Origin of the sequence: Spartinivicinus ruber, from assembly GCF_011009015.1 — a bacterium.
GTDB lineage: Bacteria > Pseudomonadota > Gammaproteobacteria > Pseudomonadales > Zooshikellaceae > Spartinivicinus > Spartinivicinus ruber.
This window is the reverse complement of sequence record NZ_CP048878.1, coordinates 5622047-5644045: the sequence shown is the minus strand read 5'-3', so window position 1 is coordinate 5644045 and position 21999 is coordinate 5622047. Positions and strand designations below refer to the sequence as shown.

Annotated in this window: 33 protein-coding genes; 31 read left to right on the top strand and 2 right to left on the bottom strand. The window is 41.7% G+C overall.

Going from position 1 to position 21999, the window contains the following annotated elements; genetic code table 11:
- Positions 1 to 115: 115 nt before the first annotated feature.
- From rpsJ to G4Y78_RS25335, 29 genes are all read left to right on the top strand, one after another.
- Positions 116 to 427 (top strand): 30S ribosomal protein S10, encoded by a 312-nt coding sequence (rpsJ, locus tag G4Y78_RS25475; RefSeq protein ID WP_163835725.1) that lies wholly within the window; start codon positions 116 to 118, stop codon positions 425 to 427.
- A gap of 110 nt (positions 428 to 537) precedes the next feature.
- The gene (gene rplC, locus G4Y78_RS25470; RefSeq protein WP_163835723.1) at positions 538 to 1170 is read left to right on the top strand and encodes a 50S ribosomal protein L3; all 633 of its coding nucleotides are present in this window, start codon (positions 538 to 540) and stop codon (positions 1168 to 1170) included.
- An 11-nt stretch (positions 1171 to 1181) separates the two neighbouring features.
- Positions 1182 to 1784 carry a 50S ribosomal protein L4 gene (rplD, locus tag G4Y78_RS25465; protein WP_163835721.1) on the top strand — a complete coding sequence of 201 codons (603 nt, stop codon included), beginning with the start codon at positions 1182 to 1184 and terminating at the stop codon, positions 1782 to 1784.
- On the top strand, positions 1781 to 2077 hold the full coding sequence (gene rplW / locus G4Y78_RS25460) for a 50S ribosomal protein L23 (protein WP_163835719.1): 297 nt from the start codon (positions 1781 to 1783) through the stop codon (positions 2075 to 2077). Before rplD ends, rplW begins: the two co-directional genes overlap by 4 nt.
- A 14-nt stretch (positions 2078 to 2091) precedes the next feature.
- On the top strand, positions 2092 to 2916 hold the full coding sequence (gene rplB / locus G4Y78_RS25455; RefSeq protein WP_163835717.1) for a 50S ribosomal protein L2: 825 nt from the start codon (positions 2092 to 2094) through the stop codon (positions 2914 to 2916).
- Positions 2917 to 2941: 25 nt separating this feature from the next.
- Positions 2942 to 3220, top strand: coding sequence for a 30S ribosomal protein S19 (rpsS, locus tag G4Y78_RS25450; RefSeq protein WP_163835715.1), 279 nt, complete (start codon positions 2942 to 2944; stop codon positions 3218 to 3220).
- A gap of 6 nt (positions 3221 to 3226) precedes the next feature.
- On the top strand, positions 3227 to 3565 hold the full coding sequence (rplV, locus tag G4Y78_RS25445; RefSeq protein WP_456242950.1) for a 50S ribosomal protein L22: 339 nt from the start codon (positions 3227 to 3229) through the stop codon (positions 3563 to 3565).
- Positions 3566 to 3576: 11 nt separating this feature from the next.
- Positions 3577 to 4266, top strand: coding sequence for a 30S ribosomal protein S3 (rpsC, locus tag G4Y78_RS25440; protein WP_163835714.1), 690 nt, complete (start codon positions 3577 to 3579; stop codon positions 4264 to 4266).
- A gap of 11 nt (positions 4267 to 4277) precedes the next feature.
- A complete protein-coding gene (gene rplP / locus G4Y78_RS25435; RefSeq protein ID WP_163835712.1) occupies positions 4278 to 4691 on the top strand; it encodes a 50S ribosomal protein L16 in 414 nt (137 codons plus the stop codon).
- Positions 4691 to 4882, top strand: coding sequence for a 50S ribosomal protein L29 (rpmC, locus tag G4Y78_RS25430; protein WP_163835711.1), 192 nt, complete (start codon positions 4691 to 4693; stop codon positions 4880 to 4882). Before rplP ends, rpmC begins: the two co-directional genes overlap by 1 nt.
- A 1-nt stretch (position 4883) precedes the next feature.
- Positions 4884 to 5150 carry a 30S ribosomal protein S17 gene (gene rpsQ / locus G4Y78_RS25425; RefSeq protein WP_163835708.1) on the top strand — a complete coding sequence of 89 codons (267 nt, stop codon included), beginning with the start codon at positions 4884 to 4886 and terminating at the stop codon, positions 5148 to 5150.
- 50 nt (positions 5151 to 5200) lie between these two features.
- Positions 5201 to 5569, top strand: coding sequence for a 50S ribosomal protein L14 (gene rplN / locus G4Y78_RS25420; RefSeq protein ID WP_163835706.1), 369 nt, complete (start codon positions 5201 to 5203; stop codon positions 5567 to 5569).
- A 15-nt stretch (positions 5570 to 5584) separates the two neighbouring features.
- Positions 5585 to 5899, top strand: coding sequence for a 50S ribosomal protein L24 (gene rplX, locus G4Y78_RS25415; RefSeq protein WP_163835704.1), 315 nt, complete (start codon positions 5585 to 5587; stop codon positions 5897 to 5899).
- Positions 5900 to 5917: 18 nt separating this feature from the next.
- Positions 5918 to 6457: a 50S ribosomal protein L5 gene (gene rplE / locus G4Y78_RS25410; RefSeq protein WP_163835703.1), complete on the top strand. Its 540-nt coding sequence runs from the start codon at positions 5918 to 5920 to the stop codon at positions 6455 to 6457.
- 9 nt (positions 6458 to 6466) lie between these two features.
- Entirely contained in the window at positions 6467 to 6772 is a 306-nt protein-coding gene (gene rpsN / locus G4Y78_RS25405) for a 30S ribosomal protein S14 (protein ID WP_163835701.1), read from the top strand.
- 25 nt (positions 6773 to 6797) lie between these two features.
- Complete coding sequence (gene rpsH / locus G4Y78_RS25400; RefSeq protein WP_163835699.1) at positions 6798 to 7190, top strand: 30S ribosomal protein S8; 393 nt, start codon at positions 6798 to 6800, stop codon at positions 7188 to 7190.
- An 11-nt stretch (positions 7191 to 7201) separates the two neighbouring features.
- Entirely contained in the window at positions 7202 to 7735 is a 534-nt protein-coding gene (gene rplF / locus G4Y78_RS25395) for a 50S ribosomal protein L6 (protein WP_163835697.1), read from the top strand.
- Positions 7736 to 7749: 14 nt separating this feature from the next.
- Positions 7750 to 8100, top strand: coding sequence for a 50S ribosomal protein L18 (gene rplR / locus G4Y78_RS25390; protein ID WP_163835696.1), 351 nt, complete (start codon positions 7750 to 7752; stop codon positions 8098 to 8100).
- Positions 8101 to 8112: 12 nt separating this feature from the next.
- Complete coding sequence (gene rpsE, locus G4Y78_RS25385; RefSeq protein WP_163835694.1) at positions 8113 to 8616, top strand: 30S ribosomal protein S5; 504 nt, start codon at positions 8113 to 8115, stop codon at positions 8614 to 8616.
- Positions 8617 to 8620: 4 nt separating this feature from the next.
- Positions 8621 to 8809: a 50S ribosomal protein L30 gene (gene rpmD, locus G4Y78_RS25380; protein ID WP_163835692.1), complete on the top strand. Its 189-nt coding sequence runs from the start codon at positions 8621 to 8623 to the stop codon at positions 8807 to 8809.
- 2 nt (positions 8810 to 8811) lie between these two features.
- Positions 8812 to 9246 carry a 50S ribosomal protein L15 gene (gene rplO, locus G4Y78_RS25375; RefSeq protein WP_163835690.1) on the top strand — a complete coding sequence of 145 codons (435 nt, stop codon included), beginning with the start codon at positions 8812 to 8814 and terminating at the stop codon, positions 9244 to 9246.
- Entirely contained in the window at positions 9247 to 10602 is a 1356-nt protein-coding gene (secY, locus tag G4Y78_RS25370) for a preprotein translocase subunit SecY (protein WP_163835688.1), read from the top strand. It begins immediately after the preceding gene.
- 50 nt (positions 10603 to 10652) lie between these two features.
- On the top strand, positions 10653 to 10769 hold the full coding sequence (gene rpmJ / locus G4Y78_RS25365; RefSeq protein ID WP_163835686.1) for a 50S ribosomal protein L36: 117 nt from the start codon (positions 10653 to 10655) through the stop codon (positions 10767 to 10769).
- Between the two features lie 155 nt (positions 10770 to 10924).
- The gene (gene rpsM, locus G4Y78_RS25360) at positions 10925 to 11281 is read left to right on the top strand and encodes a 30S ribosomal protein S13 (RefSeq protein WP_163835684.1); all 357 of its coding nucleotides are present in this window, start codon (positions 10925 to 10927) and stop codon (positions 11279 to 11281) included.
- A gap of 55 nt (positions 11282 to 11336) precedes the next feature.
- Positions 11337 to 11726: a 30S ribosomal protein S11 gene (rpsK, locus tag G4Y78_RS25355; RefSeq protein WP_163835682.1), complete on the top strand. Its 390-nt coding sequence runs from the start codon at positions 11337 to 11339 to the stop codon at positions 11724 to 11726.
- Positions 11727 to 11740: 14 nt separating this feature from the next.
- Entirely contained in the window at positions 11741 to 12361 is a 621-nt protein-coding gene (gene rpsD / locus G4Y78_RS25350) for a 30S ribosomal protein S4 (protein WP_163835681.1), read from the top strand.
- Between the two features lie 36 nt (positions 12362 to 12397).
- Positions 12398 to 13399 carry a DNA-directed RNA polymerase subunit alpha gene (locus G4Y78_RS25345; protein WP_163835674.1) on the top strand — a complete coding sequence of 334 codons (1002 nt, stop codon included), beginning with the start codon at positions 12398 to 12400 and terminating at the stop codon, positions 13397 to 13399.
- Positions 13400 to 13444: 45 nt separating this feature from the next.
- The gene (rplQ, locus tag G4Y78_RS25340) at positions 13445 to 13834 is read left to right on the top strand and encodes a 50S ribosomal protein L17 (RefSeq protein ID WP_163835672.1); all 390 of its coding nucleotides are present in this window, start codon (positions 13445 to 13447) and stop codon (positions 13832 to 13834) included.
- Between the two features lie 253 nt (positions 13835 to 14087).
- Positions 14088 to 14564: a hypothetical protein gene (locus G4Y78_RS25335; RefSeq protein ID WP_163835670.1), complete on the top strand. Its 477-nt coding sequence runs from the start codon at positions 14088 to 14090 to the stop codon at positions 14562 to 14564.
- A 75-nt stretch (positions 14565 to 14639) separates the two neighbouring features.
- Here G4Y78_RS25335 and G4Y78_RS25330 read toward each other — a convergent pair whose 3' ends face one another.
- Positions 14640 to 16796: a M9 family metallopeptidase gene (locus G4Y78_RS25330; RefSeq protein ID WP_163835669.1), complete on the bottom strand. Its 2157-nt coding sequence runs from the start codon at positions 16794 to 16796 to the stop codon at positions 14640 to 14642.
- A 456-nt stretch (positions 16797 to 17252) separates the two neighbouring features.
- On the opposite strand from G4Y78_RS25330, the gene G4Y78_RS25325 reads away from it, so the two are divergent.
- Positions 17253 to 17945: a 2OG-Fe dioxygenase family protein gene (locus G4Y78_RS25325; RefSeq protein WP_163835667.1), complete on the top strand. Its 693-nt coding sequence runs from the start codon at positions 17253 to 17255 to the stop codon at positions 17943 to 17945.
- A gap of 153 nt (positions 17946 to 18098) precedes the next feature.
- On the opposite strand, the gene G4Y78_RS25320 is transcribed toward G4Y78_RS25325, so the two are convergent.
- Positions 18099 to 18719, bottom strand: coding sequence for a YiiX/YebB-like N1pC/P60 family cysteine hydrolase (locus tag G4Y78_RS25320; protein ID WP_230425646.1), 621 nt, complete (start codon positions 18717 to 18719; stop codon positions 18099 to 18101).
- A 668-nt stretch (positions 18720 to 19387) separates the two neighbouring features.
- Here G4Y78_RS25320 and G4Y78_RS25315 point away from each other — a divergent pair.
- Entirely contained in the window at positions 19388 to 21970 is a 2583-nt protein-coding gene (locus tag G4Y78_RS25315) for a M9 family metallopeptidase (RefSeq protein ID WP_163835665.1), read from the top strand.
- The last annotated feature ends 29 nt before the right edge of the window (positions 21971 to 21999 follow it).

Sequence of the window (21999 nt, the reverse complement as noted above, 5' to 3'; positions counted from 1 at the left end):
GGCCTCTTTTTGTATATTTCTTGACAGGGGAGGGAGGCGTCTATAGAATCTTGCCTCCTTTTGCTATGACAACATTGATTGTCTAGTTAAGTTCTTTATCCGGAGTTTTGATCAAATGCAAAATCAGCAGATTCGTATCCGTTTAAAAGCGTTTGATCACCGCCTGATTGATGTGTCTACCCAGGAAATTGTAGAAACTGCAAAGCGTACTGGGGCTCAGGTGCGTGGTCCAATCCCATTGCCTACCAAAAAAGAGCGGTTTACCGTACTGATTTCACCTCACGTCAACAAAGACGCTCGTGATCAGTATGAAATTCGCACTCACAAGCGCTTGCTGGATATCGTCGAGCCTACCGATAAAACGGTTGATGCTTTGATGAAGTTAGATCTGGCTGCGGGTGTTGAGGTTCAAATCAGCTTAGCCTGATGTGATTGGGGGCGTAGAACTTAGCAAAGATCTGCGCTTTTTGTTTGTGTAACGCTCTGAAATGGGCGGCCATAGCGGGTTATAGCCCCGTACACGAAAAGAGGTAAATTATGAGTATCGGATTAGTCGGAAAAAAATGCGGCATGACGCGCATTTTTACCGAAGACGGTGCCTCTGTACCTGTTACTGTTATCGAAGTCGATCCTAACCGGATTACCCAGGTTAAAACAGAATCGACTGATGGCTACAATGCTATCCAAATTACCACTGGTGCCAAAAAAGCTTCTCGTGTGAGCAAGCCTTTAGCTGGCCACTATGCTAAAGCTGATACACCAGCTGGCCGTGGGTTGTGGGAATTTCGTGCTGATAACGCTGAGTACAAAGTAGGCGACCAAATCAATGTAGGTCTCTTTGAGGCTGGTCAAAAAGTTGATGTTACTGGACGTTCTAAAGGTAAAGGGTTTGCCGGCACAGTTAAACGCTGGAACTTCTCTACTCAGGATGCTACTCACGGTAACTCTCTGTCTCACCGTGCCCCTGGCTCTATTGGTCAGTGTCAAACCCCAGGCCGTGTTTTCAAAGGCAAGAAAATGGCCGGTCAAATGGGTAACCAGCGGGTGACAGTTCAGTCCCTTGAAGTTGTACGTGTTGATGTCGAACGCAACCTGCTGTTAATCAAAGGTGCAGTTCCTGGTGCTACAGGTTCTGATGTGGTCGTTCGTCCAGCCGTTAAGTGTGGCTAAGGGGGAGAGTTATGGATTTGAATGTAACTGGTGCCGGTACGGTCCAAGTTTCTGATCACACCTTCACCGCAGCTTTTAACGAAACTCTGGTTCATCAGGCAGTCGTTGCTTATTTAGCTGGTGCTCGTCAAGGTACTCGTGCGCAGAAAACTCGCTCAGAAGTGAGTGGCGGTGGACGTAAACCATGGCGTCAAAAGGGTACTGGTCGTGCTCGTGCAGGTACTATTCGTAGTCCAATCTGGCGTTCAGGTGGTGTGACTTTTGCGGCTAAGCCTCAAGATCACACACAAAAGCTGAACAAGAAAATGTACCGCGCTGCATTGCGGAGCATCTTGTCAGAGTTGGTACGCCAAGAGCGTTTGGTAGTTGTAGAAGACTTTACAGTTGCTGCACCAAAAACTAAAGAAGTGCTTAACAAGCTAAAAGAACTTGAAGCTACTAATGCACTGATCGTTACAGATGCAGTTGAAGAAAACCTGTATCTGGGTGCCCGCAACATTCCTCATGTTGATGTTTGCGATGTGAATGCTGCAAATCCAGTTAGCCTGGTTGCTCATGAAAAAGTTGTCGCAACTGTCGCTGCCTTAAGAAAGTTTGAGGAGATGTTAGGATGAACCAGGAGCGAATCTTTAAAGTACTGCTTGGTCCGCACATTTCCGAGAAGGCAACTGTTCAAGCTGACTTAGCTGGTCAGTATGTATTTAGAGTTGCTACCACAGCTACCAAGCTAGAAATTAAAAAAGCTGTAGAAAAGCTTTTTGAAGTCAAAGTCAAAGCGATTCAAACCGTTAAGGTCAAAGGCAAAACTAAGCGTACTGCACGCGGCCTTGGTAAGCGTTCTGACTGGAAAAAAGCGTATGTCTGTCTTGAGCAAGGTCAAGAAATTGATTTTGCTGACGCTGAGTAACGGAGGAGCAAGGTATGGCAATCGTAAAATGTAAACCTACATCTCCGGGGCGTCGCTTTGTAGTTAAAGTCGTCAACCAGGACTTGCACAAAGGTGCTCCTTATGCGCCTTTAGTAGAGAAGAAGTCTAAATCTGGTGGACGTAATAACAGTGGCCGGATTACTACTCGCCATCGTGGCGGCGGTCACAAGCAACACTACCGGATTATTGATTTTCGTCGCAACAAAGATGGTATCAATGGCGTTGTAGAGCGTCTTGAGTACGATCCAAACAGAACGGCTAACATTGCTTTAATTAAGTATGCCGATGGTGAGCGTCGCTACATCATTGCGCCTAAAAACCTAAAGCAAGGTGATCAAGTTGTTTCAGGTGTTGATGCGCCGATCAAAGTAGGTAATACCCTACCACTTCGCAATATTCCTGTTGGTAGTGTAATCCACTGTATTGAGATGAAACCTGGTAAAGGTGCTCAAATGGCGCGTAGTGCAGGAGCTTCTGCACAGTTAGTCGCTCGTGAAGGTGCTTATGTTACCTTAAGGCTTCGTTCTGGCGAGATGCGTAAAATTCTTGCTGAATGTCGTGCCACTTTAGGTGAAGTATCAAACAGTGAACATAACCTACGTTCTTTAGGTAAGGCTGGTGCAAAACGCTGGCGTGGTGTTCGTCCAACAGTTCGTGGTGTTGCCATGAACCCAGTGGATCACCCACACGGTGGTGGTGAAGGTCGTACTTCTGGTGGTCGTCACCCTGTTTCTCCATGGGGTATGCCGACTAAAGGCCGTAAAACTCGTAGCAATAAGCGTACAGACAAACTTATTGTCCGTCGCCGCGGCAAGTAATTAACCGGATATAGAGGAAACGACAGTGCCACGTTCACTTAAAAAAGGTCCATTTATAGACCTTCACTTACTGAAGAAGGTTGAGGACGCTGTTGAAAAAAGCGATAAGCGTCCCATTAAAACTTGGTCGCGCCGCTCTATGATTCTTCCGCAAATGGTTGGTTTAACAATTGCGGTTCATAACGGGCGTCAGCATGTACCTGTCTTTGTTACTGAAGACATGGTTGGTCATAAATTGGGCGAGTTTGCTGCAACACGTACTTATCGTGGTCACGCAGCAGACAAGAAAGCCAAGCGTAAGTAAGGGGAAATGACAATGGAAGTAGCCGCTAGTCATAAAGGCGCTAACATATCTGCCCAAAAAGCGCGCTTGGTTGCCGACCAGATTCGCGGAAAAGCGGTAGATGAAGCACTGAATATTTTAACCTTCAGCAACAAAAAAGCTGCTGTATTGGTTAAAAAAGTATTGGAATCAGCTATTGCCAATGCTGAGCACAATGAAGGTGCTGATATCGACGAATTAAGGGTTTCTACAGTCTTCGTTGACGAAGGTAGAACCCTGAAAAGAATTCGTCCTCGTGCTAAAGGCCGTGCTGATCGCATTTTGAAGCGATCTTGCCATATTACGGTCAAGGTTGCTGAGAAATAGGAGACGATCAGATGGGCCAGAAAGTACATCCAACGGGTATTCGCCTTGGCATCGTAAAAGACCACACTTCTGTATGGTTTGCAGAAGGACGGGAATACGCTGACAAGCTAATTACCGACTTACAAGTTCGTAAGTATATTCAAGATAAACTGAAAAATGCTTCTGTTAGTCGCGTAGAAATCCAGCGCCCTGCTCAGAACGCCAAAATTACTATTCACACTGCCCGTCCAGGAATTGTGATTGGTAAAAAAGGCGAGGACGTTGAAAAACTACGTCGCGATATTTCTGCAAAAATGGGTGTGCCAGTTCACATCAATATCGAAGAAATTCGCAAGCCAGAGCTAGATGCCATGCTAGTTGCACAGAGTGTGTGTAATCAGCTAGAGCGCCGTGTAATGTTCCGTCGTGCAATGAAACGTGCGGTACAAAATGCGATGCGTTTAGGTGCTAAGGGGATCAAAATCCAAATCAGTGGCCGTTTAGGTGGTGCAGAAATCGCACGTACTGAATGGTACCGCGAAGGTCGTGTACCTCTACACACTCTGCGTGCTGATATCGATTATGCCCACTATGAAGCCCTGACAACATACGGCATCTTGGGTGTTAAAGTTTGGATCTTCAAAGGCGAGGTGATTGGTGGTATTCGTGAAGACGAAAAACCAGCCAAAAAGCCAGCCAGCAAGAAGAAAGCGGCTAAGTAAGGAGTACGCAAATGTTACAACCAAAGCGTACGAAGTTTCGTAAGCAAATGAAGGGCCGTAATCGCGGTCTAGCGATTCGTGGCTCTAAAGTCAGTTTCGGTGAATATGCTTTAAAATCGACTGGTCGTGGCCGTATCACTGCTCGCCAAATTGAGGCAGCACGTCGTGCAATGACTCGTCATATCAAGCGTGGTGGTAAAATCTGGATCCGTATTTTCCCAGACAAACCAATCACCCAAAAACCCTTGGAAGTTCGTCAAGGTAAAGGTAAAGGTAGCGTTGAATACTGGGTTTGCCAGATTCAGCCAGGTCGTGTGCTCTACGAAATGGAAGGTGTTTCTGAAGAATTAGCACGCGAAGCATTTGCGCTTGCGGCAGCTAAGCTACCTGTAGAAACAACTTTCGTGAAACGGACGGTGATGTAATGAAAGCAACTGAATTACGTGAAAAATCCGTCGAAGAGCTGAACGAACAGCTATTAGCGCTGTTACACGACCAGTTCAACTATCGGATGCAAAAAGCGACTGGACAATTAGGGCAGACTCATTTGCTCAAACAAGTCCGCCGTGACATTGCCCGTGTTAAAACTGTGCTGAATGAAAGAGCAGGTAAGTAAGATGGCAGACACAGATAAGCAAGTGCGGACACTAAGCGGCCGAGTAATCAGTAACAAAATGGATAAAACCGTTACTGTATTGCTAGAGCGCAAGGTAAAGCACCCTATATACGGTAAGTATGTGAAACGCTCCACTAAGTTGCATGCGCATGATGAACGCAACGAATGCCAGATTGGTGATTGGGTAACCATCAAGGAAACTAGACCATTATCAAAGAGCAAAACCTTTGAGCTGGTTTCTATTGATGAACGAGCTACACAAGTTTAACGGTAGTTCTTGACCTCAAGGTAAAACCTAGTTGAGGTGGGAGAAAAAAGATGATTCAGACTGAAACCGTGCTTGACGTTGCTGATAACAGCGGTGCGCGTCGAGTGATGTGTATAAAGGTATTAGGCGGCTCACACCGTCGCTACGCTAGTGTTGGCGATATTATTAAAGTAACAGTTAAAGAAGCTATTCCGCGTGGCAAGGTCAAAAAAGGCCAAGTCATGAATGCGGTTGTTGTTCGTACGAGAAAAGGTGTTCGTCGTCAGGATGGATCAGTGATTCGTTTTGATGGCAATGCTGCGGTATTGCTAAACAACCAGAATCAGCCGATTGGCACCCGTATTTTCGGCCCTGTTACTCGTGAGCTGCGTTCAGAGCAGTTTATGAAAATTATTTCTTTGGCACCTGAAGTGCTATAGAGAGAGGGCTGGAGAATGCAAAAAATTAAACGTGGTGACGAAGTCATCGTTATTACCGGCAAAGATAAAGGTAAAACGGGCAAGGTTGTAAAAGTACAACAAGACGGCCGTTTTATTATTTCAGGTATCAACATGGTTAAACGCCATGTTAAGCCTAATCCTATGCTGGGTAAGCCTGGTGGTATTGTAGAAAAAGAAGCACCTATTCAGGCTTCTAATGTTGCAATTTACAATGCTGAAACTAAAAAAGCTGATCGCGTTGGCTTTGAAGGCGCTGGTAAAGAGAAAAAGCGTATCTTCAAGTCTACCGGTAAGCCGGTCGATGCATAAGGCTAGCAGGTAACGATCATGGCAAATTTGTTAGAAACATACCGCAATGAAATTGCCCCCAAGCTTAAAGAAGAGCTTGGGTACAGCAATATTAATGAAGTGCCAAGCATTACCAAAATCACCTTAAATATGGGTGTTGGTGAGGCAGTTGGTGATAAAAAAGTAATCCAAAATGCGTTGGCTGACCTGGAAAAAATCGCTGGTCAAAAGCCAATCGTAACCCGTGCTCGTAAGTCAGTTGCTGGCTTTAAAATTCGTCAAGGCTGGCCAATCGGTGTAAAAGTAACTCTGCGCCGTGATCGGATGTATGAGTTCTTGGATCGCTTGGTATCAATGGCACTACCCCGTGTCCGCGACTTCCGTGGTTTAAATCCAAAATCATTTGATGGTCGTGGTAATTACAGCATGGGTGTGAAAGAGCAAATTATCTTCCCTGAAATCGATTACGATAAAATCGATGTGCTTCGTGGGTTGGATATTACGCTTACCACCACTGCTAAAACTGACGAAGAAGGGCGCGCTTTATTAAAAGCGTTCAATTTCCCTTTTAAGAGTTAGGGTAGGGTTATGGCAAAAATAGGAATGAAACAGCGCGAATTAAAGCGCCAGAAGACAGTTCAAAAATTCGCTGAAAAGCGCGCTAAGCTTAAAGCAATTTTAGCTGACATTAATGCATCTGAAGAAGAAAAGTGGGAAGCCCAAGTGGCTTTTCAAAAGCTTCCTCGTGATGCTAGCCCAAGCCGATTGCACAACCGTTGTCGTGTAACAGGTCGTCCTCATGGCTACTATCGTAAATTTGGCTTAAGCCGGATTAAATTACGTGAAGCAGCGATGCGTGGAGATATTCCTGGCTTAGTGAAAGCGAGCTGGTAGCTAAAATTCTGAGGAGAATTTAGAAATGAGTATGCAGGACCCGTTAGCTGATATGCTAACTCGCATCCGTAATGCCCAAATGGCAGAAAAAACTTCTGTCAGCATGCCTTCTTCTAAGGTCAAAGTGGCTGTTGCCAATGTACTGAAAGAAGAAGGTTATATTGAAACTTATCAGGTAGAAGGTGATGCCAAGCCAGTTTTAAATATTGGCTTAAAGTACTTCCAAGGCAAGCCTGTTATCGAAGAGTTGAAACGTGTTAGCCGTCCTGGCTTACGTGCTTATGCAGGTAAAGAAGAGCTGCCAAAAGTGAATGGTGGTCTAGGGATCGCAATCGTTTCTACTAACAAAGGCGTCATGACTGACCGCGCAGCTCGCGCTGCAGGGGTTGGTGGTGAAATTCTCTGCACTGTATTCTAGGAGGGTTTGATATGTCTCGTGTTGCAAAAAGCCCTATTGAACTTCCTAATGGTGTAGAAGTTAACCTGGCTGGTGATCAAATCACTATAAAAGGTAGCAAAGGTAGCCTTTCTATGGGATTGGCTTCATGTGTTGAAGTCGCTCAGGAAGAGAATGTTCTAACTTTTGCTGCTAAAGATGGTGCAAAACAGTCTCGTGCGATGGCTGGTACCACTCGTGCTTTAGTTAACAACATGGTAAATGGCGTTAACAGTGGCTTTGAGAAAAAGCTACAGCTGATTGGTGTTGGTTATAGGGCACAGGCTAAAGGTAAAAGTATCAACCTTACCTTAGGCTTCTCTCATCCAGTTGATTATGAGTTACCTGAGGGAATTTCTGCAGAAACCCCAAGCCAAACTGAAATCGTTATTAAAGGTATCGATAAGCAGTTGGTAGGGCAGGTAGCGGCAGAAATTCGCGACTTCCGTCCACCCGAGCCTTATAAAGGTAAGGGAATTCGTTACGCGGATGAGCATGTTCGTCGTAAAGAAGCTAAGAAAAAGTAAGGTAGGGCACTGATATGTCTATTAAAAGAGATTCTCGGTTACGCCGTGCCCGCAGCACTCGTTCGAAAATTCGCGAGCTCGGTAAAACCCGTTTGTGTGTACATCGTACACCTCGTCACATCTACGCTCAGGTTATTGCGGCGGATGGCAGTCAAGTATTGGCAAGTGCCTCAACGCTCGATAAGCAGTTGCGTGATGACAAAACAGGCAACGTTGAAGCGGCTAAAAAAGTAGGTGCGTTGATTGCTGAGCGTGCTAAAGCTGCTGGCGTTACAAGTGTAGCGTTCGATCGCTCTGGTTTCCAATACCATGGTCGCGTTAAAGCATTAGCTGATGCTGCACGCGAAGGTGGCTTAGAGTTCTAAAGGTACTGCACTATGGCAAATAATGAACGTAAGAGCGACGAAGGTTACATTGAAAAGTTAGTTCAAGTTAACCGTGTTGCGAAAGTTGTTAAAGGTGGTCGAATCTTTGGCTTTACTGCGCTGACAGTTGTTGGTGATGGTAAAGGTAAAGTAGGCTTTGGTCGTGGTAAAGCGCGTGAAGTGCCAATTGCTATTCAAAAAGCAATGGAAGCTGCTCGCCGTAACATGATTCAGGTCGACCTGAATGGAACTACTCTCCAGTATCCAGTTAAAGCACGTCACGGTGCTTCCAAAGTATTTATGCAGCCAGCCTCTGAAGGTACTGGTGTAATTGCCGGTGGTGCGATGCGTGCAGTATTGGAAGTAACTGGCGTACAAAACGTATTGGCTAAATGCTATGGCTCTACTAATCCTGTGAACGTTGTTCAGGCTACCTTTAAAGGCTTGAAAGAAATGCGTTCACCTGAAGATGTAGCGACTAAGCGTGGCAAGTCGGTAGAAGATATTCTGGGATAAGACAATGGCAGCAGCGAAACGAATCAAAGTAACGCTTGTCCGTAGCAGTAGCGGCCGTCTTGCCAGCCACAAAGCCTGTGTATCAGGCTTAGGCTTAAAGCGCATCGGCCACACTGTTGAAGTGGAAGATACCCCTTCAGTACGCGGCATGATTAATAAAGTATCCTATCTGGTTAAAGTGGAAGGAGAATAACCATGCGTTTGAATTCTCTTGGTTCTGCTCCGGGTAGCCGTCCAGCAGGTAAGCGGGTTGGACGTGGGATTGGTAGCGGCATCGGTAAAACTGGTGGCCGTGGTCATAAAGGTCAGAAATCTCGCTCAGGTGGGTCTGTTAAGCCAGGATTTGAAGGCGGTCAACAGCCATTACAGCGTCGTCTTCCTAAATATGGCTTTACCTCTCGTCTTGCCCGGGTTACTGCAGAAATTCGCTTAAGTGAGTTAGCTAAGGTCAATAGTGAAATTATTGATTTACAAGCACTTCGTGAGGCGAATATTATCAATGCCAGCATTCAACGTGCTAAAGTCATTCTTTCAGGCGAGCTATCTAAGGCTGTTACCTTAAAAGGTATTACTGCCACTAAAGGCGCTCGTGCTGCAATTGAAGCTGCTGGTGGTAAAGTCGAGGAATAAATGGCTAAGAAAGGATCATTACCCGTAGGTAATCAAAGTGGGCTGACCGAGCTTTGGTCTCGGCTTCGCTTTGTGTTTTTGGCGATCATCGTTTATCGCATCGGTGCACATATTCCTGTTCCAGGAATTAATCCTGATGCGCTGGCGAATTTATTCGACCAAAATCAGGGAACAATCCTTGGCCTTTTTAATATGTTTTCGGGTGGTGCACTAGAGCGAATGTCAGTATTGGCTCTAGGCATCATGCCGTATATTTCAGCTTCCATCATAATGCAGTTGATGACTGTTGTTAGTCCTCAACTTGAGCAATTGAAAAAAGAAGGCGAAGCCGGCCGACGTAAAATAAGTCAGTATACGCGCTATGGCACGGTGTTACTGGCTTTGGTACAAGGCTTTGGTATTACGGTTAGTTTGGCTAACCAGGGCATCGCTTACGATACAGGTCCAAGCTTTTATTTTGTGGCGGTTACCACCTTCGTTACAGGTGCTGTATTCCTAATGTGGTTAGGAGAGCAAGTGACTGAGCGGGGGATTGGTAATGGTATTTCCATTTTAATATTTGCTGGGATTGTAGCTGGATTACCGAGTGCGATAGGGCAGCTTTTTGAGTCTTCTAGTGAGCGAGACGCAAGAGCTGTGCTGAAAATTTTAGCAGTTGCAATCATTGCAATTTCCGTTATTGCATTTGTGGTGTTTATTGAGCGTGGTCAGCGTAGAATTACGGTGAATTATGCAAAACGCCAGCAGGGTAGAAAAGTATTTGCTGCACAATCAAGTCATTTGCCTTTGAAAGTGAACATGGCGGGTGTAATACCTGCTATCTTTGCTAGCAGTATCTTGCTTTTCCCAGCATCGATTGCTCAATGGTTTGGTACTCCAGGCCAGCAAGGTGAAGAAAGCTGGGCGTTTAGTTGGCTGAATGATTTTGCGCAAGCAATAGGTCCTGGCCAACCGCTGAATTTAATTTTATTTGCAGCGGGCATCATCTTCTTCTGTTTCTTCTATACGGCTCTTGTCTTTAATCCGAAAGAAGTTGCAGATAATTTGAAAAAGTCAGGCGCCTATATTCCAGGGATCCGTCCTGGAGAACATTCAGCCAAGTATATTGATGGCGTGCTCACACGTTTGACCATGGTTGGTGCGATTTATATGGCGGCGGTATGTTTACTGCCTCAGTTCTTAAATGTTGCGTGGAATATTCCCTTCTATTTAGGTGGTACTTCGCTCTTGATCGTAGTTGTGGTAGTGATGGATTTCATGTCACAAGTGCAATCGCATTTAATGTCACACCAATATGAGTCATTGATGAAAAAATCTAATCTTAAGGGCTATGGAAGTGGTGGTTTAATTCGTTAATAAGCGAATTAACTATTATTACCTCCCTGCCGATTGATTTGGAGACAGTTATGAAAGTAAGAGCTTCTGTAAAGAAAATCTGTCGTAACTGTAAAGTCATTCGCCGAAATGGCTCTGTGCGAGTGATTTGCAGTGCCGAACCACGCCATAAACAGCGTCAAGGCTAAGGATACAGTTTTACTGATAACAACCGCCTGGCTAGCTAGTCTAGTCAGGCGGTTGATTTATTGATCAGTAATCAGTATGCTATTGCGCCTTTCGCTAATGGTGTATTTTAAGGTTGAGCATAATTAAGTGCTCGTTCGAGGATGGAGTTAATTGAATGGCCCGTATAGCTGGCGTCAATATTCCAGATAACAAACATGCTGTTATCTCCCTCACCTATATTTTTGGTGTAGGAAAACCAACCGCTCAGAAGATCTGTGCAGCAACTGGCATTAATCCAGAGGCAAAAGTTAAAGATCTATCTGAAGAGCAGGTTGATCAGCTGCGTAGTGAAGTTGCCAAATATACAACAGAAGGTGACTTACGCCGCGAAGTAAGCATGAATATTAAGCGCTTGATGGATTTAGGCTGCTACCGTGGTTTACGCCACCGTCGTAGTTTACCAGTACGTGGACAGCGTTCTAAAACTAACGCTCGTACCCGTAAAGGTCCACGCAAGCCAATTCGTAAATAATCGCTGCAAACAGAATTTTAATCTGTAGCAGTCGCAATTACAGGAAAGTTCTAATATGGCAAAGCCAGGTACTCGTTCACGTAAAAAAGTGAAAAAGACCGTGGTGGATGGCATTGCTCACATCCATGCGTCTTTTAACAATACAATCGTGACAATTACCGATCGTCAAGGCAATGCATTAGCTTGGGCAACTGCAGGTGGTTCCGGCTTCCGTGGTTCTCGTAAAAGCACACCTTTCGCTGCTCAGGTTGCAGCAGAAAGAGCTGGTAATGCAGCCTCTGAATACGGTCTGAAGAATTTAGATGTGTGTGTCAAAGGCCCAGGACCAGGACGTGAGTCTGCCGTTCGTGCATTAAATGCATGTGGCTACAAGATCACTAACATCGTAGACGTGACACCGATTCCACACAACGGTTGTCGTCCACCTAAGAAACGTCGTGTTTAATGGGGAGACAGTAAATGGCTAGATATTTAGGTCCTAAGTGTAAACTGTCTCGTCGTGAAGGTACCGACTTATTTCTGAAGAGTGGCGTACGTCCTCACGACTCAAAGTGCAGAGCTGAATCAGCTCCTGGTCAACACGGTCAGCGCCGCGGTCGTCTTTCAGACTATGGTTTACAGTTACGGGAAAAGCAAAAAGTACGCAGAATGTATGGTTTGCTGGAAAAACAGTTCCGCAACTACTATAAAGAAGCTGACCGCCGCAAAGGCGCCACAGGCGTAAACCTGCTGCAGATGCTTGAGTCTCGCTTAGATAATGTCGTATATCGGATGGGCTTCGGTTCTACCCGTGCTGAAGCGAGACAGCTGGTTAGTCATAAAGCTATTCTGGTAAATGGTAAGCCGGTAAATATTCCTTCTTACCAAGTAAAGCCAGGTGACGTTATTGCTATTCGTGAAAAATCGAAAAACCAGTTGCGAATTAATGCCGCACTTGAATTAGCAGCTCAGCGTGGTTTGGTTGAGTGGGTTGAGGTGGACACCAAGAAAAAAGAAGGTGTGTTCAAAGCTCAGCCTGAACGGAGTGAATTATCAGCAGACATCAACGAAAACTTGATTGTTGAGCTGTACTCCAAGTAAAGGATAGGCATCAGGGTTAAGTAGGGTATTACATCCATGCAGAGTTCAGTATCTGAATTTCTCACACCACGTCATATAGACGTACAAGAAATCAGCGCTACCCGCGCAAAAGTAACTCTGGAGCCATTAGAGCGTGGCTTTGGACATACTTTGGGTAATGCGCTTCGTCGAATCTTGCTTTCTTCAATGCCTGGTTGCGCGGTTGTTGAAGCGGAAATCGAGGGTGTATTACACGAGTACAGTGCGATCGAAGGTGTCCAGGAGGATGTGATTGAGATCCTGCTGAACCTAAAAGGCCTAGCTGTAAAAATGCATGGTCGCGATGAAGTGATTCTTTCTTTATCGAAAAAGGGAGCTGGAGCTGTCACTGCCGGTGATATCCAGCTTGATCACGATGTTGAAATCGTTAACCCAGACCATGTCATTGCCCACCTGAGTGATGCAGGTGAGCTTAATATGAAGCTCAAAGTTGCTCGTGGTCGTGGTTATGAGCCTGTTGATATGCGTATGGGCGATGAAGACGAAAGTCGCTCAATCGGTCGTTTGCAATTAGATGCTACATACAGCCCGGTTTACCGTGTTTCTTATGTAGTTGAAAGTGCTCGGGTAGAGCAGCGCACAGACCTTGATAAGTTAGTGCTTGACTTAGAAACTGATGGAACATTAGATCCAGAAGAAGCTATTCGTCGAGCTGCAACCATTCTTCAGCAACAGCTGGCTGTATTTGTTGACCTTGAAGGTGACAAAGAGCCTGAGCCAGAAGAAGAAGAGGATGAAATCGATCCAATTCTACTGCGTCCTGTTGATGATTTGGAACTCACTGTTCGTAGTGCAAACTGCTTAAAAGCAGAAAATATCTACTATATTGGTGACTTGATCCAGCGTACTGAAGTTGAGTTGTTGAAAACGCCAAACTTAGGTAAGAAATCTTTAACTGAAATTAAAGATGTCCTTGCTTCGAGAGGCTTATCGTTAGGTATGCGTTTAGATAACTGGCCTCCTGCCAGTTTAAAAAACGACGATAAAGTATCAGCTTAAAGATTACGAGTAACCAAGCATCAAGTTTGGTTAAGGATTTTCGCAATGCGTCATCGTAAGAGTGGTAGAAAGTTAAATCGTACCAGCTCTCATCGTCACGCCATGTTTCGCAACATGACGTGTTCGCTAGTAGAGCATGAGTTAATTAAAACAACTTTGCCAAAAGCTAAAGAGCTTCGCCGTGTAGCTGAGCCTTTAATTACTTTGGCAAAAGAAGATAGTGTTGCTAACCGTCGTTTAGCGTTTGATCGTCTAAGAAATAAAGCGACTGTTGGTAAGTTATTCAGTGAACTTGGGCCTCGCTTTGCTGAGCGTCCTGGTGGTTATATTCGCATTTTAAAGTGTGGCTACCGCCAAGGTGACCAAGCGCCTATGGCTTATGTTGAGTTGGTGGACCGCCCTCAACCAGAGCTAGAAGAAGACGCTGAAGATTAAGCTTCTGTAGTGTTGTTTAATTAAAGAAAAGCCAGGCATTTGCCTGGCTTTTCTGTTTTTATTATGACATTTTTTTACTGTATAAATTGAGGCATGCGATATTGAAAACTTGAGCTAAACTCATTGTTGATGACGAGGCACTTCTACAACAGGTTTAGTTCAAGATGTACAAACCTTATTTTTAATAAACATTAGGGTTATCTATGGAAGGTATAACTCTAACTCAAAAAATGTATGCGTAAGTGCTATGGATATGGCAGCTAATAATAATCGACAAAAGTTTTTATCTGGTTACTTAATTACAAAGATCTGTGGGGGCAGCTTACTGGTTATATCATCAGTTTCAGCTGAACCTTCTACTTCTTATTTTGTTGGTAGTGACCAAAACCGTCCTTATAGTCATATTCGATTTTTTAAGTCAGATAGAATTTCTGAGCAGGGTGTTGCCAAGGCTTTATATCAAACCTTGGATAATCCAGCTAAGGTTTCCAGGCGTTTATTAACCGGAGCACTGGCCAAAGGGCTGGATAGCCTAGATATGCTTGATCCATTGGAAGATACGGTAGAGTATGTGAAAGAAAATACTGAGTTTAGTTTTGGCCAATGTGGAGAAGTTAAACTCAGAAACCAGTTTAAAGCTGCCACCTGTATCAAAGGATTGGGCTCAGTACAGTTTAAATCAGACTATGATCTTGATGAAGTGGCTATTGAGTTTGAATGGCATTTCTGATGTTAAAACTCATGATGTGCAAGTTAAGGGAAATAATTATTTCCCTTAACTTGTTTATAAATAGTTAGAATTATATTAATAAGTGGCTTTACCGACAAAGTGAGCTGATAGTTTAACTTGTTGATAAGCATTTTCTGGATTTACCATAATATGGTAGTAACCAGGCTTAGGACTATTAATTAAAATCTCTTCTTCATTACCAGCTTGTTTTGATGCGTAATCATAACTGTCTGTATCTGGCCAGCCAGTGTGATTAAGATATAAGTCAGCATCACCTGTTCCTCCTGATAACTTCAAAGAAAACGTGCTAGTACAGTCTGGTACATAGATAAAAAACATCTGACTATAACTACTTGCTAACGTCTTTGGCTTCGAGGTAAGTAACTCATCATCCCTATCAGTTGATGTGTTACCTTTACAGCTACTATTGCCATCAGTGTCTGTTATTTTATCAAGCCAGTTGTAGAAGTCAGTATTAAAGCTATATCGGATTTGATTCAGATAGTTATTATAATTATCGTAATCGCCTTTTCTAAAGTACATTAACATTTGTTGTAAAGTATTTTGCTGCTTTTCAAACATGTAGCGAACAGCTAAATAACCCCAGCGATAAATTCGGTTAACACCACTGTTGTAGTTGTTGTAAAACAAGTCACTTAACTGAAAGGCCTTAGTTTTTGCTAAGTCCAAAGCTGCTTGGTAGTTATCACCATAAGCCATATATTCTCCAAGGCCTTCTACCCACCATACCGTGGAATACAGCGGTAAATCATTGAAGCCACCCCACATATTAAAGCGACCATCCAGGTAGTGAGTATATTCATGCTCTAAATTCCAGATAATGGTTTTATCTGGAGTAGACCGTTCGTAAGCAATAAAGCGAGCCTGGTTATTAGGATCAGCAGGGTTTCCTTCTAAATACATGCCACCATTATCAGTGCTGATATCAAATAAGGCTCCAGCATAGGTTTGATAATCTTTTCGAGTGTTAAATGCTATAACTTCCAGGGTTTCGTTATAGTCATCAGCAACTGGATTGTAGTTTGTATTGAGCTTGTTATGAAATACAGTTTTATGTTGGTCAAGTTTATTGCAAGTAATGACCAGGTCTTGGTTGGAAATATTCTGTGCTCGGATAACAATACTCTTGTCGCACTGATAGCGAATCGGTAAAACAGCTGCAGCTAGCTTATCTTTAAAGTTACAAACATTGTAGTAGCTACAGTTAGCCTGATCATAGTAGTTAACCATTTCGGCTGCGCCAATCCATAAAGATGCGCCAGAGCCAAGCATGCTATAGTCATCAAGAATACGTTTTACATAGGTTTGTACTTGTTTTTTGCTATTCGTGTTGTATTGTAAAAACCTTGCCATTTCCCTGGTGGCATTAACTAACAAAAATTCATTATCTGTACCTAGAAGTTTTTCATTAGTTTTAATGAAATCACTCAGGGTGTTTGCCATGCGAGGGTTATCTTTAACTTTTTGTTGAAATTCATCAAACTGATGGCCCCTAAATAAAATAGTGAAAATACTATTAACTGCAGCACGCATTCCCCAGTATTTGAGGTGGTTATCATTAAACCGATAAAGCATAAGTGCCAAAGTATCAAGGTATTTGGCATTAAGTTCAGAGCTGTCAATTAAAATAATGGCTTCATTTAGAATATCGCCATGGTTCTCATTAACATCTTTAAAATGAGTGTTGGCGATAAACCTATCAAGTGCGTAAGCAACCTGTTTTTTTAACTCTTTAGAATACGAGCCAAGCTGGTCTTGGTAATTCCAGTTAGCATAATAGCCAGCTCTTAAGAATAAAATTACTTCAAGAATTTTATTTTGATTGCCTCCACTATAATTATCAGCAAGAGTGGCCATTTCTTTGGCTACAGCAACCATTTGTGACTCACTAAAAATATTTTTTGTTTGCTGTAGATTTGAGGAAAATAGTTGGTTGATGCAACTATTATTTACCGACTTTATTTTGTATATCAAATAGCTGTCTTGGAGGTTTTCGAAATCACTAATGCTACAGCTAGTAAGCTGTAGTAACTCACTGGTGTAGCTGGGAGAGTTGTTGCTTAAATTTTGCTGGTGAGGGGGGCGGAGGTTTGCGGTTAGTTGCTTTGATGGTTTATGGTTAATTATTAACTCTGTGGCAGTGGGAGAAATTGTGGCATAGCTATGCATAGATGAGAGAGCGAAAAAGCCTAAAAATAGTTTACTATTCATGATCATTCTTCCCTGAATTGAATGAATTTAATTAGTATTTTTTTGTAAAATACTTGAAAAAGGCGATACTGTTAAAAGACGCCGCTTAAAGACAGGCTGCAGCTAAAGCAATTAGCTAAAAATTATTTTGCTTATAATAATTTAATTGCTTTATTTTAGTGTATATATATTTTCTTGCTATAAAATGCTCTCCTCTCATTATTAGTTTTTATTGGTATTTTAAATTATTGATTAAAGTCAACTGTTCGTCCAATAACCAATATATGATCTTTTCATAAGACACTCGTGTTATTGGTACTCTTATATCATATCAACTGGTTGAGCAGGGTAAGCAAGCCTTATAGGTTAGTGTTGTAGTCACTTTGTAGAAGAGAGCTGATTGGATACAATACATTGAGCTTATCAAAAGGATGAAGGGCTACTAAAGTAATGGAAGCAAGTTATTATAGGACTTATATGTTTGACTTAGATAGTGTTGCTGAACTTGATGCAAAAGTTGACTATAGCTGTAACACTCATAAGTTAATGACTATTACTAATGAAAAGTTAAACCCCCTACGCCCCTATTGGGGGGATATGCCACAAGATCCGTATTTAGTTGAAGGTTATAGGCAGCGTCGTCTCAGTCGATTTTATTATCAAAATGGACAGTTAAGTTCTTTACTTTCAGTTGCTGTGTTTCAAAGTGAAAAAAATAACCAGTTATTTGGAGGCTTGTCTAGACAGTTTGCGGAACTAAGCTTTGAAATAAAGACACACTCTAGTTTTATAGGATTGTTAAAGCTATTTATTAGTCATTTACCAGAATCAGCTGAGGAAAAAGTCATATGGGTTCACCAGATCCGTATTAATGCATCTCTTTCTCTGCATGGAAAGCCAGTTCCAGAAGGTATTCATCGAGATGAGCGTTTATATGTAGCTATTGTAGTGGTAAACAAGCAAGGGATTGCTGGTGAGCAGACCCAACTATTTAATAGCAAAGAGGAAGCTCCAATTTGGCAGCAAACTTTAGCTGTTAATCAACTTTTATTGTTTAACGATCAACAGCTCTATCACAATACAACTGACTTTTTAACAATTTCTCCGGAAGGAGGGTATCGAGATATATTTATTTTAGCTTTAAGTGATTTAGATGAAGGAGTACAATAAATAATATTACATATGGTGATTCATAAGTAACGTAAAGAGTGTAAATATTGATTTTCTGGCAACATATATAACTATGCTAGTCAAAATATGCCAGAAAAATATTCAGTCTAGTATTTTTAATCGTTATTTTTTCATCATGATGATTATGGGGGCTTATTCAGAAAGCACGATTGTATGGAGTTGTTCGTCTATTAACTGACTATAGGGGGTTACTGTTTTACGGTGCCAAGGAATTCTACCAAAATACCATAGTCGCCAAAATAATAAATTGGTATTGGGATTGCTTAATAGTAACTCATTGAATGTTTCGACTTTACCTAGTTGTACTGACAAAGCTTCATAAAATACTTCATGAACAAACTTAGAACAAAACTGTAGTTGGGAACTGTAATTGAAGCCTAGGTGATAAAGTATGCCAAGCCGGTTATTGATACCTAATTTTATTTTTTGTAGTTGTTCCTCATTGATTGGCTGATTGAGGCGGCATAAAGAGAATTGAGTGCCTACTGTTCTTTTAATATATTTTCTTAATGGCGTTTTTCTAGATAATGGAACAGCGCTTTCAGCAACGACCCACTCACCATCCTCGAATAGAGCAATACCTACATGAGATACCCAGCTATTGGTGGTCTTAGCGACTTGTTTATATAGCGGACTTTTTATTGAAATAAATAATAAATCACCTTCTTTAATATTATTTTTAACAATATTAATAAGTTCTTCAACCGAATTGTCTTGATAATAAATTAGCGTGTCTTCTGCCATTGCCATCATTGTATGATCTGCCTTAAATTAATTATTGGTGATATAGTGACTATTTGCCTGGTATTTTCACATATTAGAATGAATAGCGACAGCTCTACTGAAAAAGTATAACTATATGCTACTCTCGGTCTCATCATATTGGTGGACAGGGCTGAAGAGAGCTTCTGGTAATGTGGCGACTTTCGCTGATCATAGTATTAACTGAAGTTTAGTCATTTTATATCTCTCTTATGAGGAATAATGATACTTAGTAAGTATTTGTTACTAAGTATTTGTTATTAAATATTGTGATGTAAATTATAGTTATTTGACTAAATAAAAAGTGTTACGAATTTGTAATATTAGTTTTAACTAAAAGGGTTGTTTGTATTTACAAAGGTCACAATTATTCATCTATTTGAGAATTAATCAATAACATCTCTCATCATATATTCAAATATAAAATAGATTTAATCCCAAATTTTGAAAAGATGATTTTGGATGACTTGATCAATTAGAAATAACAGTAAATTATCTATTCCGCCAACAGATCATTAGGTATCCGACGGTGTGTCCAGAAATATAATGAGTAAAAGTGTACAGGGAAATGATCTAAAAATAGTTTTTATAATTCTGGAAAGATTGTTAATTATCTGCGATTTGAATATTGAATAAGATTTGCAGTTAAGAGAGGTGATATGAAAAAGAATATCCTGGTGGGAGTTTTACCACTTTTATCCTGTACAGTTGTTGCTGAATTGCCGCCGCCGGTGAAAAATAATTATGTTCAAACTCATCATCAGCATAATACTTATCAAAAAAATTTATCTGCTAGTTTAAGGCCTCCAATCTTAGGTAGTCAAAACCCAATTAAAGCTAGCATGGAAAGATATGAATTAGTTAACTGTAAGATTAATGAATTTCAAAATTTAAGAGGTGCCGCATTAGTTTCTAAGATAAAATCAGTGACGAGTAATTGTATTTATCAGTTATTCAGTGCCAGTTTGAGTCAAAGTAAAGCAATCTTCAGTGAAGAGCAAATGCTTTCGGTAGCTAGTGATGTTGAAAACTTATCTCGTAACTATCAAGGTAATAATAAAGATAAGGTTTTACAGACAGTATTATTTTTGCGTGCAGGTTACTATACTCAATGGGGTTATCAGGATGATATAGCCAAATACTCCAGTCACTTAAAACAGCAAGTAGCCAGAGCAATTGATGCTTTTATCAATAATCGCAACTTCAATAATGTTTCTAATGAACATGGTGAAGTATTAAGTGAAGTTGTGACACTAATGGATAGTGCTGAGTTAAATGCTAAGTATTTAGATACTTTACAGCGTATGCTGGATAAATTTAATTATCAATATACCAAATATCGGGATATGGTTGTATCCATGAATAGTGTGTTTACAGTGCTATTCCGTGGTCACCAGTTTGATGAGTTTAAAGCTAAGGTAAAAGAGTTTCCGCAAATTGTCACATCATTAGATCGATTTACTAAGGATCAAGCCGATTTACTAGGAACGGATAGCCAATATGTATTAGCTAACTCAGTGAGAGAGCTTGGGCGATTTTTGCAGTATGAAGGAACGCTGAAAAACCAGGCCAAAAAAGGCATTAAGAGAATATTAAGTCAATATAGTGAAACCGGTAAAGGAGCTGCACTATGGATGGGAGCAGCGGAGATGGCTGAATATTTTGATAAGCAGAACTGCCAAGAGTACAATATTTGTGGTTTTAAAGATAGGGTTAAAAACAGGGTTTTATCGATAAAGCACCAATGTAATGATGCTATCTCAATTCGCGCTCAACAATTGTCAGCAAATGAGTTAGCAGGAATATGTAAAACCTTAGCAAAACAATCAACTTATTTTCATAATAAGTTAAATACTAATTATACACCAGTTGCAAACGATAATAACGACAATATAGAAGTGGTCGCATTTAATTCAAAGGACGATTACTCCACTTATGCGGGTGTATTATTTGATATGGATACTAACAATGGGGGCATGTATTTAGAAGGAGATCCATCTAAACCTAACAACCAAGCTCGCTTTGTTGCTTATGAACAAGGCAATGAGGTATGGAACTTACGCCACGAATTTGTTCACTATCTGGATGGTCGTTTTGATATGAAAGGAGGCTTTAATGATTATCCTTTATCATCAACAGTTTGGTGGATAGAAGGTTTAGGCGAGTATATTGCTAAAAAAGATGTCAACCCTGAAGCTATTCGTCTTGCAAAAACCAAAGCATTTCATTTAGGTGAGCTATTCGCTAATGACTATAGCAAAGGTGTTGATCGAATTTACGATTGGGGATATTTAGCTGTTCGGTTTATGCATGAAAAGCACAGCAATGATGTATATAAAATGACATCACATTTCCGCAAAGGTGAATACAAAGCCTATGAAGAATACTTAAATGGCATGCGGAATAGTTATAATCAGGAGTTTCACCGTTGGTTGGACGAGTTAAAGGACGGTAAGCCAGATCCTAAACCCGACCCTGATCCAAACCCAACACCTGATCCCGATCCAACTCCGGATCCAGATCCGAAGCCAGATGGTAACTGCAAAGGCAATACTTCAACAGACAGGAGTGATGAACTAATTCTTGGGCAAAGCAAACAGGATTTGTCGGCAGCTGCTAATGGGTATTACTTTGTTTACGTACCAGATTGTGCTAAGCAAATAACTGTGAAGCTATCAGGAGGGAGTGGCGATGCGAACCTGTATCTAAAAAAAGAAGGTTGGCCAAATGCCACTGAGTACGATCAGATGTCAAAACAGCCTGGTAATGCGGAGCAAATTATCTTACAAGCACCAGAGGCGGGTTATTATCATTTAATGATCGAGGCTGTAGAGGCTTATTCTGGGCTTTCATTAACTGCAAATTTGGGTAATGATGTTGATACAAATACACCCAACCCACCTAACGACTGTGAGTCAAGTACAAGTGGTCGTGAGGATGAACTAGATAGCTGTAAACCTAAAACTATCTCGGGAGCAACACCTAGCTACTATTACATGTATGTGCCTGCTGGTACAAAACAGTTGAAGTTGACAACTTCGGGCGGTGAGGGCAACGTGGATATTTACGTAAACAATGAAGGTTGGCCTACTACTACTGAAAGTCATTATTCATCGACTAATAATGGTACTACAGAGCAGATTTTAATTGAAGCACCGAAGGAAAATCACTACTACCATATTTTGGTTCAACCAAAGGATGAATATAAGGGTGTTACTTTAACAGGAAAGCTAATTAAGTAGTTGATAAGCAGCAGGCTAGCTTAACTAGT

Excerpts from the sequence above, each read along its gene's own strand:
- G4Y78_RS25330 (WP_163835669.1), bottom strand. The coding sequence starts at position 16,796 with ATGAATAGTAAACTATTTTTAGGCTTTTTCGCTCTCTCATCTATGCAT.
- G4Y78_RS25315 (WP_163835665.1), top strand. The coding sequence starts at position 19,388 with ATGAAAAAGAATATCCTGGTGGGAGTTTTACCACTTTTATCCTGTACA.
- rplE (WP_163835703.1), top strand. The coding sequence starts at position 5,918 with ATGGCAAATTTGTTAGAAACATACCGCAATGAAATTGCCCCCAAGCTT.
- G4Y78_RS25335 (WP_163835670.1), top strand. The coding sequence starts at position 14,088 with ATGGCAGCTAATAATAATCGACAAAAGTTTTTATCTGGTTACTTAATT.
- rpsE (WP_163835694.1), top strand. The coding sequence starts at position 8,113 with ATGGCAAATAATGAACGTAAGAGCGACGAAGGTTACATTGAAAAGTTA.
- rplN (WP_163835706.1), top strand. The coding sequence starts at position 5,201 with ATGATTCAGACTGAAACCGTGCTTGACGTTGCTGATAACAGCGGTGCG.
- rplR (WP_163835696.1), top strand. The coding sequence starts at position 7,750 with ATGTCTATTAAAAGAGATTCTCGGTTACGCCGTGCCCGCAGCACTCGT.
- rpsH (WP_163835699.1), top strand. The coding sequence starts at position 6,798 with ATGAGTATGCAGGACCCGTTAGCTGATATGCTAACTCGCATCCGTAAT.
- rpsN (WP_163835701.1), top strand. The coding sequence starts at position 6,467 with ATGGCAAAAATAGGAATGAAACAGCGCGAATTAAAGCGCCAGAAGACA.
- rpsJ (WP_163835725.1), top strand. The coding sequence starts at position 116 with ATGCAAAATCAGCAGATTCGTATCCGTTTAAAAGCGTTTGATCACCGC.
- rpmD (WP_163835692.1), top strand. The coding sequence starts at position 8,621 with ATGGCAGCAGCGAAACGAATCAAAGTAACGCTTGTCCGTAGCAGTAGC.
- rpsK (WP_163835682.1), top strand. The coding sequence starts at position 11,337 with ATGGCAAAGCCAGGTACTCGTTCACGTAAAAAAGTGAAAAAGACCGTG.
- rpmC (WP_163835711.1), top strand. The coding sequence starts at position 4,691 with ATGAAAGCAACTGAATTACGTGAAAAATCCGTCGAAGAGCTGAACGAA.
- G4Y78_RS25325 (WP_163835667.1), top strand. The coding sequence starts at position 17,253 with ATGTTTGACTTAGATAGTGTTGCTGAACTTGATGCAAAAGTTGACTAT.
- rplX (WP_163835704.1), top strand. The coding sequence starts at position 5,585 with ATGCAAAAAATTAAACGTGGTGACGAAGTCATCGTTATTACCGGCAAA.
- rplP (WP_163835712.1), top strand. The coding sequence starts at position 4,278 with ATGTTACAACCAAAGCGTACGAAGTTTCGTAAGCAAATGAAGGGCCGT.
- rpmJ (WP_163835686.1), top strand. The coding sequence starts at position 10,653 with ATGAAAGTAAGAGCTTCTGTAAAGAAAATCTGTCGTAACTGTAAAGTC.
- rpsM (WP_163835684.1), top strand. The coding sequence starts at position 10,925 with ATGGCCCGTATAGCTGGCGTCAATATTCCAGATAACAAACATGCTGTT.
- G4Y78_RS25320 (WP_230425646.1), bottom strand. The coding sequence starts at position 18,719 with ATGATGGCAATGGCAGAAGACACGCTAATTTATTATCAAGACAATTCG.
- rpsD (WP_163835681.1), top strand. The coding sequence starts at position 11,741 with ATGGCTAGATATTTAGGTCCTAAGTGTAAACTGTCTCGTCGTGAAGGT.
- rplD (WP_163835721.1), top strand. The coding sequence starts at position 1,182 with ATGGATTTGAATGTAACTGGTGCCGGTACGGTCCAAGTTTCTGATCAC.
- G4Y78_RS25345 (WP_163835674.1), top strand. The coding sequence starts at position 12,398 with ATGCAGAGTTCAGTATCTGAATTTCTCACACCACGTCATATAGACGTA.
- rplW (WP_163835719.1), top strand. The coding sequence starts at position 1,781 with ATGAACCAGGAGCGAATCTTTAAAGTACTGCTTGGTCCGCACATTTCC.
- rplB (WP_163835717.1), top strand. The coding sequence starts at position 2,092 with ATGGCAATCGTAAAATGTAAACCTACATCTCCGGGGCGTCGCTTTGTA.
- rplO (WP_163835690.1), top strand. The coding sequence starts at position 8,812 with ATGCGTTTGAATTCTCTTGGTTCTGCTCCGGGTAGCCGTCCAGCAGGT.
- rplF (WP_163835697.1), top strand. The coding sequence starts at position 7,202 with ATGTCTCGTGTTGCAAAAAGCCCTATTGAACTTCCTAATGGTGTAGAA.
- rpsC (WP_163835714.1), top strand. The coding sequence starts at position 3,577 with ATGGGCCAGAAAGTACATCCAACGGGTATTCGCCTTGGCATCGTAAAA.
- rplV (WP_456242950.1), top strand. The coding sequence starts at position 3,227 with ATGACAATGGAAGTAGCCGCTAGTCATAAAGGCGCTAACATATCTGCC.
- secY (WP_163835688.1), top strand. The coding sequence starts at position 9,247 with ATGGCTAAGAAAGGATCATTACCCGTAGGTAATCAAAGTGGGCTGACC.
- rpsQ (WP_163835708.1), top strand. The coding sequence starts at position 4,884 with ATGGCAGACACAGATAAGCAAGTGCGGACACTAAGCGGCCGAGTAATC.
- rplQ (WP_163835672.1), top strand. The coding sequence starts at position 13,445 with ATGCGTCATCGTAAGAGTGGTAGAAAGTTAAATCGTACCAGCTCTCAT.
- rplC (WP_163835723.1), top strand. The coding sequence starts at position 538 with ATGAGTATCGGATTAGTCGGAAAAAAATGCGGCATGACGCGCATTTTT.